This is a genomic window from Moraxella sp. K127 (assembly GCF_015223095.1).
In the GTDB taxonomy this organism is placed as follows: domain Bacteria; phylum Pseudomonadota; class Gammaproteobacteria; order Pseudomonadales; family Moraxellaceae; genus Moraxella.
In genome coordinates this window covers 34,601-48,842 of record NZ_JADFBZ010000017.1, presented here as the reverse complement: position 1 = coordinate 48,842, position 14,242 = coordinate 34,601, and the positions used below count along the sequence as shown (strand labels likewise).

At 44.2% G+C, this 14,242-nt stretch carries 17 protein-coding genes; 7 read left to right on the top strand and 10 right to left on the bottom strand.

Going from position 1 to position 14,242, the window contains the following annotated elements:
• The 7 genes from IM753_RS05425 to IM753_RS05395 form a co-directional block, all read right to left on the bottom strand.
• Positions 1-505, bottom strand: a 505-nt coding sequence (locus tag IM753_RS05425) for an ISAs1 family transposase (RefSeq protein ID WP_194092469.1), incomplete at its 3' end; no start/stop codon positions are given.
• 25 nt (positions 506-530) lie between these two features.
• Positions 531-1,232 (bottom strand): SMI1/KNR4 family protein, encoded by a 702-nt coding sequence (locus IM753_RS05420; protein ID WP_194092470.1) that lies wholly within the window; start codon positions 1,230-1,232, stop codon positions 531-533.
• A 42-nt stretch (positions 1,233-1,274) separates the two neighbouring features.
• On the bottom strand, positions 1,275-3,428 hold the full coding sequence (locus IM753_RS05415) for a cation-translocating P-type ATPase (protein ID WP_194108839.1): 2,154 nt from the start codon (positions 3,426-3,428) through the stop codon (positions 1,275-1,277).
• 177 nt (positions 3,429-3,605) lie between these two features.
• Entirely contained in the window at positions 3,606-3,992 is a 387-nt protein-coding gene (locus IM753_RS05410; RefSeq protein ID WP_194108838.1) for a WG repeat-containing protein, read from the bottom strand.
• A 208-nt stretch (positions 3,993-4,200) separates the two neighbouring features.
• A complete protein-coding gene (ilvA, locus tag IM753_RS05405) occupies positions 4,201-5,742 on the bottom strand; it encodes a threonine ammonia-lyase, biosynthetic (protein WP_194108837.1) in 1,542 nt (513 codons plus the stop codon).
• Positions 5,743-5,844: 102 nt separating this feature from the next.
• Positions 5,845-6,594, bottom strand: a complete 750-nt coding sequence (locus IM753_RS05400) for a YebC/PmpR family DNA-binding transcriptional regulator (protein ID WP_062498255.1) — start codon at positions 6,592-6,594, stop codon at positions 5,845-5,847.
• 267 nt (positions 6,595-6,861) lie between these two features.
• The gene (locus tag IM753_RS05395; protein WP_194108836.1) at positions 6,862-7,101 is read right to left on the bottom strand and encodes a hypothetical protein; all 240 of its coding nucleotides are present in this window, start codon (positions 7,099-7,101) and stop codon (positions 6,862-6,864) included.
• A gap of 119 nt (positions 7,102-7,220) precedes the next feature.
• On the opposite strand from IM753_RS05395, the gene IM753_RS05390 reads away from it, so the two are divergent.
• A complete protein-coding gene (locus tag IM753_RS05390; RefSeq protein WP_065255375.1) occupies positions 7,221-8,051 on the top strand; it encodes an ion transporter in 831 nt (276 codons plus the stop codon).
• Positions 8,052-8,095: 44 nt separating this feature from the next.
• A complete protein-coding gene (locus IM753_RS13450; protein WP_083108130.1) occupies positions 8,096-8,335 on the top strand; it encodes a DUF433 domain-containing protein in 240 nt (79 codons plus the stop codon).
• Here IM753_RS13450 and truC read toward each other — a convergent pair.
• On the bottom strand, positions 8,224-8,946 hold the full coding sequence (truC, locus tag IM753_RS05380) for a tRNA pseudouridine(65) synthase TruC (protein WP_194108835.1): 723 nt from the start codon (positions 8,944-8,946) through the stop codon (positions 8,224-8,226). The two genes, IM753_RS13450 and truC, sit on opposite strands and share 112 nt — an antisense overlap.
• Before the next feature lie 188 nt (positions 8,947-9,134).
• On the opposite strand from truC, the gene IM753_RS05375 reads away from it, so the two are divergent.
• The 5 genes from IM753_RS05375 to IM753_RS05355 all read left to right on the top strand — a co-directional run bounded on the left by IM753_RS05375 (position 9,135) and on the right by IM753_RS05355 (position 13,368).
• Complete coding sequence (locus IM753_RS05375; protein WP_194108834.1) at positions 9,135-9,761, top strand: inner membrane-spanning protein YciB; 627 nt, start codon at positions 9,135-9,137, stop codon at positions 9,759-9,761.
• 139 nt (positions 9,762-9,900) lie between these two features.
• Complete coding sequence (locus IM753_RS05370; RefSeq protein WP_194092839.1) at positions 9,901-10,209, top strand: YciI family protein; 309 nt, start codon at positions 9,901-9,903, stop codon at positions 10,207-10,209.
• A gap of 8 nt (positions 10,210-10,217) precedes the next feature.
• Positions 10,218-10,649 (top strand): hypothetical protein, encoded by a 432-nt coding sequence (locus tag IM753_RS05365; protein WP_194108833.1) that lies wholly within the window; start codon positions 10,218-10,220, stop codon positions 10,647-10,649.
• Between the two features lie 16 nt (positions 10,650-10,665).
• On the top strand, positions 10,666-12,549 hold the full coding sequence (gene mnmC, locus IM753_RS05360; protein ID WP_194108832.1) for an FAD-dependent 5-carboxymethylaminomethyl-2-thiouridine(34) oxidoreductase MnmC: 1,884 nt from the start codon (positions 10,666-10,668) through the stop codon (positions 12,547-12,549).
• A gap of 87 nt (positions 12,550-12,636) precedes the next feature.
• Complete coding sequence (locus IM753_RS05355; protein ID WP_194108831.1) at positions 12,637-13,368, top strand: ribonuclease HII; 732 nt, start codon at positions 12,637-12,639, stop codon at positions 13,366-13,368.
• Positions 13,369-13,389: 21 nt separating this feature from the next.
• On the opposite strand, the gene IM753_RS05350 is transcribed toward IM753_RS05355, so the two are convergent.
• Both IM753_RS05350 and IM753_RS05345 read right to left on the bottom strand, forming a co-directional pair.
• Complete coding sequence (locus IM753_RS05350; RefSeq protein WP_065255381.1) at positions 13,390-13,587, bottom strand: zf-HC2 domain-containing protein; 198 nt, start codon at positions 13,585-13,587, stop codon at positions 13,390-13,392.
• Between the two features lie 8 nt (positions 13,588-13,595).
• Positions 13,596-14,183 carry a sigma-70 family RNA polymerase sigma factor gene (locus IM753_RS05345; protein ID WP_065255382.1) on the bottom strand — a complete coding sequence of 196 codons (588 nt, stop codon included), beginning with the start codon at positions 14,181-14,183 and terminating at the stop codon, positions 13,596-13,598.
• Between the last annotated feature and the right edge of the window lie 59 nt (positions 14,184-14,242).

Genomic DNA, 14,242 nt, shown 5'->3' with positions numbered 1-14,242 from the left:
TGGCATCGGCTGTCACAATACTCCCGCTGATGTCAATGAGTTTTAACAGTTGGGGTAATGTGCTAATTTCGTTGTTTTTATCAGCAATGTCAACTTGAGCAAGAATGAGTTTGGTTTGACTGGCAAAGGCGGTAACAAGCTGTAATGCGTTGTCATTTTTGTAGCCACCTTGGATGAATTTACCATCAATGGCGATGTGTGGATGATTGGCTTGGGTTTGATTCATCCACTCACTAAAGTATCGACTAAGTTCATCTTTGTTAAGGCGTTTAAAGACATTGCCAAAGGTGTCATGTGAGGGTATGCCATGGGTTAAGTCAAGAAATGTAGCAAACCATGTTTTGTTTTCATTGCCAAAGTCTTCTATATCTACCCAGTCATGATAACCACAGATAACCGCAGTTAAAGCAATGGTTAAAATGTTTTTAAGTGGGTGTAGCAGGTTTTTGTTTTGACGCCTTGGGTCATGAACTTGCGATAAATAGTCAATGGGGTTTGTGAGCATAAAGAATGTCCTTTTTGCTCACATTTTAATGATTTGTTATGGGTTTGTCGATGGTTGTAGTGCGATTGCCCTGAAAGCCGATATGTTCATGTAACATTTTTATGAATTCATCTTCATCAATCAATCCTTCTTTATTATCATCAAAATCATATCCATAAATTTTCTTGATGACATCATAATGCTCTGGTTTTAGGTATTTTTTATGACTTTTTAGATAATTGGCTAAATTTGTCTCAATATCTTGCATAAGCTCGCTATCAGGCTCAATAGCAACAACGCCATATAACATCAAATAAAAAATGAAATCCTGTAAATCTTTTGCTAAAATATCGGCTTCATCATAATCATGATGAAATAGCACAATCGGCACATCATCTTTTGATAAATTTGGCAAATCATGATGATACCAAAAGCAATAATAATCCCCTGAGCCGTCTTGCAAAAATGGCACAAATAAATAATTTGGGTTAATTGCCATATGGTCATCTTGATTTAAAAACATATCTGTAATATGCTCAATGTCGTCGAAATCCATAACTTCTATGAGATTGCTATATAATGACAAAGGCGGATTATCCTTTAAAGTAGGATAGACTTCTTTTTGCCAATGAATATCCACTTCACCCCACGTCAGCATATTATCTTGGCATAATGTTTTATAAGTTATGGGATAATTAAATCCATGCTTATTTTCCAAGCCTTGTAATTGTTCCAATGAAACAGTCATGATATTTTCCTTTAAATGACAAAAGAATGATAGGGCTTGATTTTAATTGATTTTACCCTTCAAATCCACCCCCTTTAACCGCAACGCATTGGCAAGCACCGACAGCGAACTTAGTGCCATGGCGATACTGGCTATCATCGGGTTTAGCACACCAATCATCGCAAGCGGTATGCCGATGATGTTATAAATAAAGGCAAAAAATAGGTTTTGCTTGATGTTCGTCAAAGTCAATTTGGCGATTTTATGGGCGTGATAGACGCTCATCGCCCCACCTGTGTCCGATTGTATCAGCCGAACACTTGCCGAGCCTGTCGCCACGTCTGTGGCACCCCCCACCGCCATGCCGATGTCGGCGGTCGTCATCGCTAGGGCGTCATTGATGCCGTCCCCTATCATGGCAGTTTTGTGAGTTTTTTGTAATTCTTTGATTTTTAAAGATTTATCCTGTGGCGATAGCTCCCCATAGCCGTCTATGCCAAGCTCACCTGCCACGCTATCCACCACGCTTTGACGGTCGCCACTTAGGATAACAGGCGTAATACCGTCCGCTTTGAGTTTATCAATGAGCGTGTGTGCGTCCGCTTTTAGGGTGTCGGCTAGAGCAAAAATCCCTGCCAGTTTGTCATCAACTGCCACAAACACAAGACTGGCTGTGGGATTGGCTTGGATAAAGGCGTGTTCTTTCTCGCCCAAATCGGCATGGACAAAACGGCTCGTGCCTACCTTAACCACGCCCACGCCAGTGATGTCGCCCTGTATGCCTTGCCCTGCTTGGCTTAGGATATTTTGGGCGGTTAATGTCGGAGCGTGATTGTCATGAGCATAAGCAGTTATCGCACGGGCTAGGGGGTGCGTGCTGTGGCTCTCTATGCTCGCACTCACGCCAAGCAATGTGGGCGTGTCGGTCAGGCTCAATGTGTCCACCACCACAAGATGACCGTTTGTCAGCGTGCCTGTCTTATCAAAGGCAATCGCCCCAATCTGCCCTGCCGTCTCCAACGCCACCGCGTCCAAAAACTGCACCCCATGCCGACCTGCCACCCCCATACCCGCCATAATCGCTGTGGGCGTGGCAAGCCCCAATGCACACGGGCAAGCGATGACCAACACGGCAACTGCTCGCATGAGTGCGGTGTCAAACTGACCCAAAAAATACCAATTTGCCAACAACGTCAGCACCGAAAGCCCCACCACCACAGGCACAAACACGCCTGCCACACGGTCGGCAAGCCGTGCAATCGGGGCTTTTGTCCCCTGTGCGTGCGACAGTGCGTCTGTCATCTGCCCAAGGGCGGTCTGTGAGCCTGTCGCTTTGGCTTGATAGGCAAAACTGCCGTCCACAACCACGCTCCCTGCCAATACGTCATCGCCATAAGTTTTTGATAAATAGGCACTTTCTCCCGTCAGATGAGCTTGGGTAATGTCCCCTTGACCGTACGTGATGACCCCGTCCACGGCGATTTTGTCGCCATGTTTGGCTTGCAAAATATCGCCCACTTTGACATCGGATAACGCCACGTCCGTCCACGCATTATCACGCTTGACCTTGACCGTCTGCGGTAGTAGCTCCATGAGTTTGGATAAGGCGTTGAGACTGCCTGTTTTGGTGCGGTGTTCTAGGTATTTGCCAAGGCTCACAAAGGTCAAAATCATCACGCTCGCTTCAAAATACACATGACCGCCTGCTAGCCAAGCATAAGTAGAATACGCCCAAATCATGCTCGTCCCCAACGCCACCAACACGTCCATGCCAAGCAGTCCGCCCCTTCTTATCCCTGCCCACGCCCCTTTATAAAAAGGCACGGCAAGGGCAAACTGAGCAATGCTCGCTAGGATAAACTGCACCCAATTTGGGGGCATGAGTGCGTGCGAGCCTGTCATCATGCCTGCCATACCCACCCAAAACGGCAAGGACAACACACCAAGAGTAATCAAGCGATATGGCGGTGTGTCGCTATGGGGTGTGGTTTGGGATTGGTTTTGGATAAATTCCCCTGTAAAGCCTGTCTTTTTTATCCATGTCAAAATCTCATCATCAGACGCATCGCCTGTCGTACTAAGGGTCAGCGTCTCTGTGGCAAAGTTCACATCAGCACGCTCTACGCACTCTTTTTTATTTAATACTTTTTCTAGGCGAGTGGCACAGGCTTGGCAAGTCATGCCGTGTATGGCTAGGGTGTGGGTTTGGGTTGGCATGGTGTTCTCTTTTTTATTATTAGCTGGTAAATGCTTAGTTCATAAATGCGGACACATCGGGTCAATATCAAGGGCGATACCACCCATTAACCAAAAGATTTATCATAAATATATCTTTATACCTCTTTTAACTCATCTGACACATCAGTGTGCTTGGTGTACCTGCCAAAATCGGGGTTAGTCTAGGCGTTCGCCTGTTGTGTCTATATAAAAGGTTTCGCCATTTAATGAGACTTTGGCTTTACCATTGATAAGAACCCAAGCATTATCATATTGAATGGGAATAACCACTTTACCTGTTTTATCAATAAACCCAAATTTGCCATTTTGTTTGACTGTTGCCAAGCCCTCTGAAAAATACCCAACATAATCATATTGAACAGGGATAACCACTTTACCTGTGTTATCAATAAACCCCCATTTGCCGTTTTGTTCCACACTTGCCAAACCTTCTGATAAGCAATTAACAAAATCATACCCCACCACCTGTGGTTTTTCACACGCCAAAGCGGATAAGGGTAAAAGGGATAGGGCGATGATAAGGGGGTTTAGAAGTTTTTTCATAAAATTTTCCATTGGGTTGAGTCTTGCTTTATTTTACAAAAATTCTTTGTAAGAATAAATGGTGCTTTTACTTAATGGTAAGGTGCGTACCACGCACCTTTTAGATAGAAAATCTTATTGGTGCGTAATACGCACCTTACTGCCAATGAGTGTGTTTTGAAGTTAAATGATTAAAAAACACGGCGATTGCCGTGTTTTAGATTTGGGTTTATTTTAAAAACACCCCATACCCAACATTGTCCGTCAAATCTTCGCATTCATAGCCAATCTCGGTCAGTGCGTCCACGATTTGCCGTCCGCTTGTGGGCGTGGCTTGCAGTCCCACCAAAATCCGCCCTTCTGCCGCTCCGTGATTGCGATAGTGAAATAAGGTTACGTTAAAATCCTGCCCCAATTTTTCAAGGAAATTTAATAACGCCCCTGGACGCTCGGGAAACATGACACGGAACAGGCGTTCATCGGTCAGTCGCCCATGCCCACCAATCAAATAGCGGATATGCGTTTTGGCGACTTCATCATCGGTTAGGTCATGGGCGTCATATCCGCCCTTGTCGAGCATATCGGTAATCGTGGCACGCTCTTTTTGACCGTCTTTTAAGCCAATGCCGACAAAGACTTGGGCGACATTGGGGCTTGTGGCATCTAGGCGATAGTTAAATTCGGTGATATTTCGCCCCTGCAAACAGCGACAAAAATCCAAAAACGCCCCTGCCTGCTCGGGTAATTTTACCGCAAAAATCGCCTCTTTATTCTCACCAATCTCGGTGCGTTCGGCAATATAACGCAAGCGGTCAAAGTTCATGTTCGCCCCTGAGACGATTGCCACGCAGTTTTTGCCAGTCAAGTCATGCTCTTTGATGTACTTTTTTAGCCCTGCCAACGCCAACGCCCCAGACGGCTCAACGATGTGGCGATTTTCTTCAAAGATGTCTTTGACGCTGGCACAAATTTCATCGTTATTGCAGGTTATCACGTCATCGATGACCTTGCCTTGACCGTTTGATTTGGTTAGATTGGCGATGTCAAAAGGGATTTGTCCGATTTGAGCGACCGCCACCCCGTCTGCAAATAGGCTTACCTGTGGCAAGCGAGTGCGTTTGCCGTCCGCTAAGGCGACTTTTAGGCACGCTGCCCCTTCAGACTCCACCGCAATGACCTTGACGTGCGGGGCGACTTCCCCCAAAAATGCCGACACGCCTGCCACCAAGCCACCACCGCCCACAGGCACAAAGACGTATTCCATGTCTCGCCAGTCTTGCGACAGCTCCAACGCCACCGTGCCTTGCCCTGCAATCACAAGCTCATCATCATAAGGGGCGATGTAGGTCATGCCGTCTGTGGTTGCCTTGTCCATGGCAAAGCGGTTGGCTTCATCAAAACTGTCGCCATGCAAATGCACCGTACCGCCAAAGGCTTTGACTGCTTGGACTTTGATGTCGGGCGTGGTTTTTGGCATGACGATTAGGTTATTAAGTTTTAAGCGGTTTGCCGAGTAGGCGACCCCTTGGGCGTGGTTGCCAGCAGATGCACAGATGATGCCCTTGGCTTTTTGTTCGTCTGATAATTGGCTGATTTTATTGTACGCCCCGCGCAATTTAAAGCTAAATACAGGCTGTAAGTCTTCACGCTTTAGGCGAATGTCATTGCCAAAGCGTGCGGATAATTTGTCCGCCTGTTCAAGCGGAGTGCGAATGGCAACGTCATAGACGGTGGCGGTGATGATAGAGCGGACGTAGTCGGATAGGGTCATAGGTTTTCCTTGTCATAACGAATTTTTATAAAAATCATCAATGCAAAATCGCCCAAATCGGCATAAGCGGACTTGGGCGATGTTTGTTAGCAAAAAGTATTATCAAGCATCTAACTGTGCCATGACGTCATCGCTAAAATTGACATTAGTATAGACTTCTTGCACATCGTCCAAATCTTCTAGCATATCAATCATTTTTAGCACACGTTGGGCATCATCGATGTTATCAATGTCGGCATTTGTGCTTGGCGACATGGTAACTTCGGCATTGTCCGCTTTTAGTCCTGCATCGGCTAGTGCGTCCACCACCGCCCCAAAGTCGTTAGGCTCTGTGATGACAAGCAGGCTCTCGCCGTCATTTTCAATATCCGTTGCTCCTGCTTCTAGGGCGACTTCCATGACTTTGTCTTCTAGTGAAATATCATTAAAGACAATCTCGCCACGCTTAGAGAACAAATACGCCACCGAACCTGATGTACCTAGGTTGCCACCGTGTTTACTAAACGCATGACGAACCTCGCCCACCGTGCGATTTACGTTGTCGGTCATGGTCTCCACGATGACTGCCACACCGCCCACGCCATAGCCTTCGTAGGTAATCTCTTGGACGTTGTCGCCTTCTCCGCCCCCTTGCCCACGTTCAATGGCACGTTTAATCACGTCTTTGGTCATGTTGGCGGCGTTGGCTTTTTCTAGCACGGCACGCAGGCGTGGGTTGTTGGCAGGGTCTGGGTCAGAGCCTTTACTGGCGGAGACGATTTCACGAATGATTTTGGTAAAGATTTTGCCTTTTGCGGCATCTTGTTTGGCTTTACGATGTTTGATGTTCGCCCATTTACTATGACCTGCCATAATGCACCTTTTAAATGAAAATAATAAAAATGGGTTATTATACAAGGTTTGGGCAAATTTGCCAATATTTGCTATTTGCAATGCCAGGGCAATCGCACTACAAAATTTTACATGAAATTGATTAAAAATCAAGCAAATTTAGTATTTATAGTTAATTTTATCTAAATATATTTTTAATAAATTATTCAAAATATAATTGGTTTGGTGAGTTTTTAAATAATTTATGTCTAAAAATTGCCAATTTCTTCAAAAACATAATTTTATTTGCTAAAAATTAAATATAGTGCGATTGCCCTGTTTGCAATGCGTGCGATGATGAGTTTCTTGATATTCAGGCGAACCCATGTCAGGATAGCCTTGTGGTGTGCGTGGGGCAGGAATGTGGCGTTGGCAATTTGGGTCGTAAGTGGGGTAAGTTTGGGGCGTGTGGCGTTGTTTTTCAGAAAAATCTGCCATGTTCATGCAAGCGGTCAGGACAAGGGGTAGTGTTAAAATGATGATTTTCATGATAAATCAAATGTAAAAAGCCTAAAACGTATCAATCATAACAAGAATTTTGTAAAAATACTATCCCAAGCCCCAACTTTATTATAAAATACGCCCATCTTTCTCTCATTCTATCTTGCATGAAAGCCCCTGTTTACAAAAAAAGCCTGCCCTTAAAAGAGAAAATCCACATCATTATCGAAGGCACTGACACGCCTGCGGGACGATTTTTTGATGTGGTGCTACTCATCGGTATCGCTCTTAGCGTGGTCGTGGTCATGCTTGACAGTGTGCTGTATTTACGTTTGCAGTATGGCACGCTGTTCTTGTATGCAGAGTGGTTTTTTACCATTTTATTTACCATAGAATATTTATTACGCCTATACTCCGCTCCCAATCGCAAGCGTTATGCATTTAGCTTTTTTGGCGTGATTGACCTATTGGCACTATTGCCAAGCTATCTTAGCTACTTTTTTGTGGGAACGCAGTATTTGCTTGTGGTGCGGATTTTGCGGATTTTGCGGATTTTTAGGGTATTTAAGCTCAAATCCTACATGCAACAAGCAGGATTTTTGGCAGCTGCCTTTCGCACCAGTCAGCACAAAATCATCGTCTTTTTCCTGTCATTATTACTGCTTGTGACGATTTTTGGCTCGGTCATGTATGTGGTCGAAGGCCCTGAGAACGGCTACACCAGCATCCCCAAATCCATCTATTGGGCGGTTGTAACCTTGACAACCGTGGGTTATGGCGACATCTCCCCCAAAACCCCGATAGGGCAAGCGATTGCAAGTATGGTGATGATTATGGGTTACTCCATCATTGCCGTACCGACAGGGATTTTTACCGCTGAGCTGTCACGCACCATGCGACCACAGCTACACCCCATCACCTGCCCAAAATGCGGTAAATTCGGGCATGCTTCCAATGCTAAGTTTTGTGATAGATGTGGGCATGATTTGCACTTGTGATTTATCTGTTTTACACTCTCTAAATCATCAAAATACAGAATGCCATGCCCTATCAAACCTGCATTGACTATGACCCAAATATTCGCTTTGGCAAACCCATCATTATTGGCACAAGAATCAGTGTTTATGACATTATGAACCATCCAAACAGTTCTACCATGACAATGGCTTGTCACACCCACTCACCCCACCCAAAATCCCCCATCACCTTTTTAAAGTCATCATCAATCGGAGCAACAACCGTGATACGCTTGCCACTCATGTCATCAAATGCCAAAGTATGAGCGTGCAAAAGTAGCCTTGATACGCCCGTAAACTCTGCCACTGCACGATTTTGGGCGGTGTCGCCATGCGTGGTATCACCGACAATCGGGTGAAACAGGTGCGTCATGTGCCGTCTTAGTTGGTGCTTTCGCCCTGTGATTGGGGTAAGTTTCATGAGACTATACCGAGACGTGGCGTATCTATCCACCGACACAAAGGGCATTTCACACGTTGCCAAATTCTCATAATCGGTTATGGCGGACTCTGGCTCTTTATCCGTTTTGGCGAATTTATCGGCGATTTTGTCAAGTTTGACCTTTAAAGGATAATCAATCCGTCCACCACCCAAAAGATACCCACGCACCACCGCCAGATAGGATTTATCCACCGTGTGATGTTCAAATTGTCCTGACAAAGTCCGTGCCACATCAGACGACTTGGCAAACAATAACACGCCCGAAGTCGGACGGTCTAGCCGATGAACAGGAAAAACGTGTTGCCCAAGCATATCTCGCAAAACCGTCATCACAAACACCGTCTCATGCTTGTCAAGCCACGAGCGATGAACGAGCATACCAGCAGGTTTGTTTACCGCCACCACGTCATCATCTTGATATAAAATTTGTAGCATTTTGCCATTTCCGATTTATTTAGCTTGCCTGATAGAGCGACTGGGGCAGTATTTTACCTTGCCACAACAAATAACGCCAGTTTATCTTGCAATTTATTCATATCATAAGATTGCACCAAAGCATCGGTTTTATTTTACTTTTACCCCCAAAAGCGTGTAAAATAGCACCTTTTAGACACATCACACCCATGAAAGCCCTACTTGACTACATTCCCATCATTGTCTTTTTTTATCTGTACAAGACCACAGACAAGGACAATCCTGCCCACCCCCTGCTGACCGCCATTGGGCTGACAGGGGGCGAGAGTAACAACCACATCATCGTGGCGACCGCAGGGCTGACCCTTGCCACGCTCGTGGTGTATGGCTTTTTGTTTATTAGTCAAAAGTTTCGTCTGCAAAAACAGCAAATTTTTGTGCTACTGATGACCGTGATATTTGGCGGGCTGACCCTTGCCTTACGAGATGATTTTTATATCCGTCTAAAAGCGATTTTGATTAATTTGGGCTTTGCTCTCGCCTTATTCTTATCGCCATTTTTTCTAAGCAACAAAGAATCCGCCATTCAAAAGCTATTCACCCCCATTTTTGAGATGTCATCATCAGCATGGAAAAAACTCAATCTGGCATGGGCGGGATTTTTTGTATTCATGGCAAGTCTGCATGCCTTTTTTGCTTTTGTGTTTATGGGGGGTAAGTATTGGGGTGAATTTACCGCCTTTGGCGATATTATTGTCATGATCAGTTTTATGGTCGGTATGTTTGTCGTTCTGCGTAAGCATATCAAGATAGATGAAACGGCGATAAAAAAATAATTTTAATTTGACATTTAAAATCATTTAACTTCAAAATACACCAATTACAGTAGGGTGCGTATTACGCACCTATTAAGTAGAAAATCTTATTGGTGCATACCACGCACCACCCAAATCAACCCCAAAATTAGGAAAACCCATGCCCCTATTTGCCATCATCGGTCATGATGTTGCCGACAGTACCGCCAAACGTAGCGAAATTCGCCCTGCTCACATCGAGCGACTGACCGCCCTACACGCCCAAAATCGCCTTGTCATCGCAGGCCCTACACCCATCAATCATGGCGAACCTGTCATGAGTGGCAGTCTCATCATCGCCCACTTTAATGACATAGATGAGGCACGAGCATGGGTAAATGACGAACCCTATCTGCATGGCGGTGTGTACAGTCATGTAGACATCAAGCCCTTTATCCAAGCCTTGCCTGCTAACGGCAGTGGCGCGTGAGGGTTGCCATGAAAGTTGTCATCCTTACCGCCTTGCTTGCCACCGCCTTACTGCCTGCGGTTAGCCTTGCTCAGACCGCCCCAACAAACACATCTAATGCGACATCTGACACCACATCTGGCACACCTGCCACCAGCACCAGTGATGACATCAGCGAAAGCGAACACATAGAGAGTCAAGCCCCTGCCAGCCCGCACGACCCCAACGCTCCCACCATTGCCGAGCTAAACAGCCCTGACGATAATGAGCTGTCCCGTGCCAATACTGAGCTACTCGCCAAAAACAGCGAACTACAAGGACGGATTGACGAGCTGACCACGCAGGTCAATGTGTTGGTTAATGAACGTAGTGGACAGTTGTTTCTTTATGGTGTTATCAGCACCTTGGTGTCGTTCATTCTTGGCTTCATCCTAGCGTCACTCATCATGAAACGCAAATAAACCGACCTGACAAACCATGATACAGACCGCAGACATCACATGGCAAACCGACAGTTTGGGCAACATCACGCCCACGTCCGAGCAGTTTGACGACATTTATTTTTCAAAAGCGGGTGGGTTTGATGAAACCAACTATGTCTTTTTACAAGGCAATGATTTGCCCCACCGTTTTGCCAATTTGGGTGAACATGAGCATTTTGTCATCATGGAGACAGGCTTTGGCACGGGGCTTAACTTTTTGGCAACCTGCCTGCTCTGGCAACAAGTCGCCCCACCGTCCGCCCGCCTGTACTTTGTCAGTACCGAAAAATATCCGCTTACTCATGCCGACCTAACCACCGCCCTATCAGCATGGCAGGACGAGCAAACCACCCCATTTATCAAGGTTTTACTGGATAATTATCCGCTTGCCTTAACGGGGTGTCATCGCTTGCATTTTGGTAATATTTGCCTTGATTTATGGCTTGGGGATGCACATGACAGCTTTGCAAGCATGCACACCAAAACAGGACAGGCGGACGCATGGTTTTTGGATGGTTTTGCTCCCAGCAAAAACCATGAACTGTGGTCAGATGATATTTTTAATCAAATCAAACGCTTATCCAAATCTGATGCCACCCTTGCCACTTTTACCAGCAGTGGTACGGTCAGACGGGCGTTGATGAACATTGGCATGAGTGTACAAAAAATCAAAGGCTTTGGGCGTAAGCGTGAGATGATAACCGCCAAATTTGACAGAGCCGTCGCCATCAAACCCACGCCAAAGACAGCCATCATCGTCGGAGCTGGCGTATCGGGGTTATTTACCGCACACGCTTTGGCAAGTCGTGGTGTGTCAGTAACGCTCACTGATAAAATCGCCCCACTCTCAGGAGCATCGGGCAATCCAAAAGCTCTATTTGCCCCCAAACTAACTCAATTATCAGACGCCCCCAACCATCTGCCAACGGTCAGTTTTTTATATGCTGAGCGAATTTATCAAACCTTTAATCAATTGGCAAAAGATGAAATATTTACCCAAACAGGGGCGATGGATTTTTTATTACCCACACAAAAATCACATGATAAACTTGCCCATTTGGCAAACAGTTATCCTGATGAATTAATTAGCATTGTCAATGATGATTTTAATTTGAATAATGATGATTTTAATAAGCAAATCATTAACACCCATACGCCCAAAGCAGGACTGATTGACACCCATAAATTAGCAGATTTCATTCTATCAAATCCCTTAATTCATTTTGAGCATTTTCATGCCAACAACGTCATAAAAGAGCATGACAAATGGATGCTAAAAAATGCCAATGACCAATTATCCGCTGATATTGTCATCATTTGTGCAGGTTTTGAAAGTCATCTATTAAATGATGAGTTGTTTAATCCCAGAAAGATTCGTGGACAAGTCTCATGGCTTGATATTGGGTGCATTTGTGATGAATTAAAAACCAAACTTGCCACACCGATAAAGTATGATGGTTATTGTGCCACCTTTGATAAAGATGACACGCTTACTTTCTTAATGGGGGCAAGTTTTGTACGCAATGATACTAACACATCGGTACGTGATGATGAACATGAGTTTAATTTGAATAAGTTTCGCCAAAGTCTGCCAAATCTTGCCAACGAACTCAATGTCAATCTGGCAGATTTGCACGGGCGGGCAAGCATACGAGCCCAAACGCCTGATTATCATCCACTTGTTGGGCAGGTTGGCAGGCATGATGGGCTGTATACCGTCTATGGCATGGGGTCAAAGGGATTTAGTTTTGCTCCATTATGTGGTGAGATTTTGGCAGGGCTGATTTTTGATGAGCCGTTACCCATCTCTTATGTACTACTAAACAAATTAACCCCAAACCGTCCACGCTTACAAACGCCAATTGACCAAAACCGATGAATTTAATACAAAAACCGTCATGTTTTGGCAACTTAGCACACACGGTTTTATGATTTTAACCATATTTTAACCAGATTTTAAAAAGCCATGATAAAAGCTCATACTCTAAATACATACACCCACGCTTGTACCATCATCGCCCATAAAAATCATGCACCCCCATCAGGCACTTTTGTCATCGGCATCGATGAGGTTGGGCGTGGTTCACTATTTGGGCAAATGACCGTTGGGGCGGTGATTTTGGATAATAACCTTACGGGCGAATTTGGACAAATTGATTTGGCAGGCACGCCCATATCTTCTATTAATGACAGTAAAAAACTGTCTGAAAAAAAGCGGAATTTGCTCTTTGAACCCATCAAACAGACCTGCCAAAGTTATGCTTTAATTGACATACCTGCATTCGTCATTGATGCCATTGACATTTATCAAGCCACTCTGCTTGGCATGAGACTGGCAATTGAACATTTGATTATGTTAAATAATATCGGCATTCACGACAACCCTGTCATCATAATAGATGGCAATGCCATGCCTCTGTTGTCCAACGACTTTGCTCCATTTGGGTCGTGCATTCATACACTCATCAAAGGTGACGGCATTCACACATCCATCGCCTGTGCCAGCGTTCTTGCCAAAGTTCACCGTGATAACACCATGAGTGATTACGCCAAGATTTATCCTGATTATGGACTAGAAAAACACAAAGGCTATGCCAGCAAAATACACTGTGATGCCATTCATAAGTATGGGATACTGCCCGAGCATCGTAAAAGTTTTAACCCCATGCAAGCCATATTGGCAAGTCAGCTTTTTTAAATGCTCATTGATGACAAACCATCATGATAAATCATCATTCAAATTTTTATGCTGTTTTATCATCATTTTTAATATTTCATTATTTTTATCAAATCTGGCACATTCAGGACACATCAAAAGATGAAATCTCACCATCATTTTTTGTGACAAAGTCAATGGTTCATCTTGTGATAAACTCATAAGCTCAGTCATTTTTTGGCAATTTTTAAATCGTTTCATTGTACCCTCTAAACAAACCATTTTACCGATAAACACATTTGCAATCTTAATCTGGCTCTATGTAATAACACATATAAATTTTGGCGAGTAATGTTTAAATTTTGGCAAATCTCATCACTGCCCAATTCTATATATTCCTTCATCAAAAAAACCTGTGCCTGCTCTTTTGGCAAATTTTGTAAACATAATTCCAATACTTGCCAAAATTCATCATTCTCAGCAGTTTCATGCGGACTTGTCCAGCAATTATCAAAACCATTTGGTGATGAACCATGTTGCCAATGTCCAATATCATCAAACAGCATGGATAAAAATTCATCATCGTCATTTTCACTCATCTCGCTGATGGTTACATAATGTTTATTTTGGCGAATAAAGTCGGCAATTTTATTTTTCAAAATGGCAAATACCCACGTTTTAAAGGCGGACTTTCCTTGAAAACTATCGGCGTATTTTAAGGCATTCACCAAAGTATCTTGCACCACATCTTTGGCGTGTTGTTCATGATTTAACTGATTGTACGCAAAAGAAAACATGGCTTGATATATCTCATCCATGCTTTTTTTATCAAAGTGGTGTAAATTGATTTGGTGCATTTTTATGGTCAAAAAAATTCTCAATAATTCAATAGGTCAAGAAAAATGAACAAAGCCAC

What these genes read in the sequence shown, in the direction of transcription:
- IM753_RS13450 (WP_083108130.1), top strand. Translation starts at nt 8,096, where the DNA reads ATGCCCTATCAAACCTGCATTGACTATGACCCAAATATTCGCTTTGGC.
- ilvA (WP_194108837.1), bottom strand. Translation starts at nt 5,742, where the DNA reads ATGACCCTATCCGACTACGTCCGCTCTATCATCACCGCCACCGTCTAT.
- IM753_RS05395 (WP_194108836.1), bottom strand. Translation starts at nt 7,101, where the DNA reads ATGAAAATCATCATTTTAACACTACCCCTTGTCCTGACCGCTTGCATG.
- IM753_RS05365 (WP_194108833.1), top strand. Translation starts at nt 10,218, where the DNA reads ATGAAAGTTGTCATCCTTACCGCCTTGCTTGCCACCGCCTTACTGCCT.
- IM753_RS05355 (WP_194108831.1), top strand. Translation starts at nt 12,637, where the DNA reads ATGATAAAAGCTCATACTCTAAATACATACACCCACGCTTGTACCATC.
- truC (WP_194108835.1), bottom strand. Translation starts at nt 8,946, where the DNA reads ATGCTACAAATTTTATATCAAGATGATGACGTGGTGGCGGTAAACAAA.
- IM753_RS05370 (WP_194092839.1), top strand. Translation starts at nt 9,901, where the DNA reads ATGCCCCTATTTGCCATCATCGGTCATGATGTTGCCGACAGTACCGCC.
- IM753_RS05400 (WP_062498255.1), bottom strand. Translation starts at nt 6,594, where the DNA reads ATGGCAGGTCATAGTAAATGGGCGAACATCAAACATCGTAAAGCCAAA.
- IM753_RS05390 (WP_065255375.1), top strand. Translation starts at nt 7,221, where the DNA reads ATGAAAGCCCCTGTTTACAAAAAAAGCCTGCCCTTAAAAGAGAAAATC.
- mnmC (WP_194108832.1), top strand. Translation starts at nt 10,666, where the DNA reads ATGATACAGACCGCAGACATCACATGGCAAACCGACAGTTTGGGCAAC.
- IM753_RS05410 (WP_194108838.1), bottom strand. Translation starts at nt 3,992, where the DNA reads ATGAAAAAACTTCTAAACCCCCTTATCATCGCCCTATCCCTTTTACCC.
- IM753_RS05345 (WP_065255382.1), bottom strand. Translation starts at nt 14,183, where the DNA reads ATGCACCAAATCAATTTACACCACTTTGATAAAAAAAGCATGGATGAG.
- IM753_RS05420 (WP_194092470.1), bottom strand. Translation starts at nt 1,232, where the DNA reads ATGACTGTTTCATTGGAACAATTACAAGGCTTGGAAAATAAGCATGGA.
- IM753_RS05415 (WP_194108839.1), bottom strand. Translation starts at nt 3,428, where the DNA reads ATGCCAACCCAAACCCACACCCTAGCCATACACGGCATGACTTGCCAA.
- IM753_RS05350 (WP_065255381.1), bottom strand. Translation starts at nt 13,587, where the DNA reads ATGAAACGATTTAAAAATTGCCAAAAAATGACTGAGCTTATGAGTTTA.
- IM753_RS05375 (WP_194108834.1), top strand. Translation starts at nt 9,135, where the DNA reads ATGAAAGCCCTACTTGACTACATTCCCATCATTGTCTTTTTTTATCTG.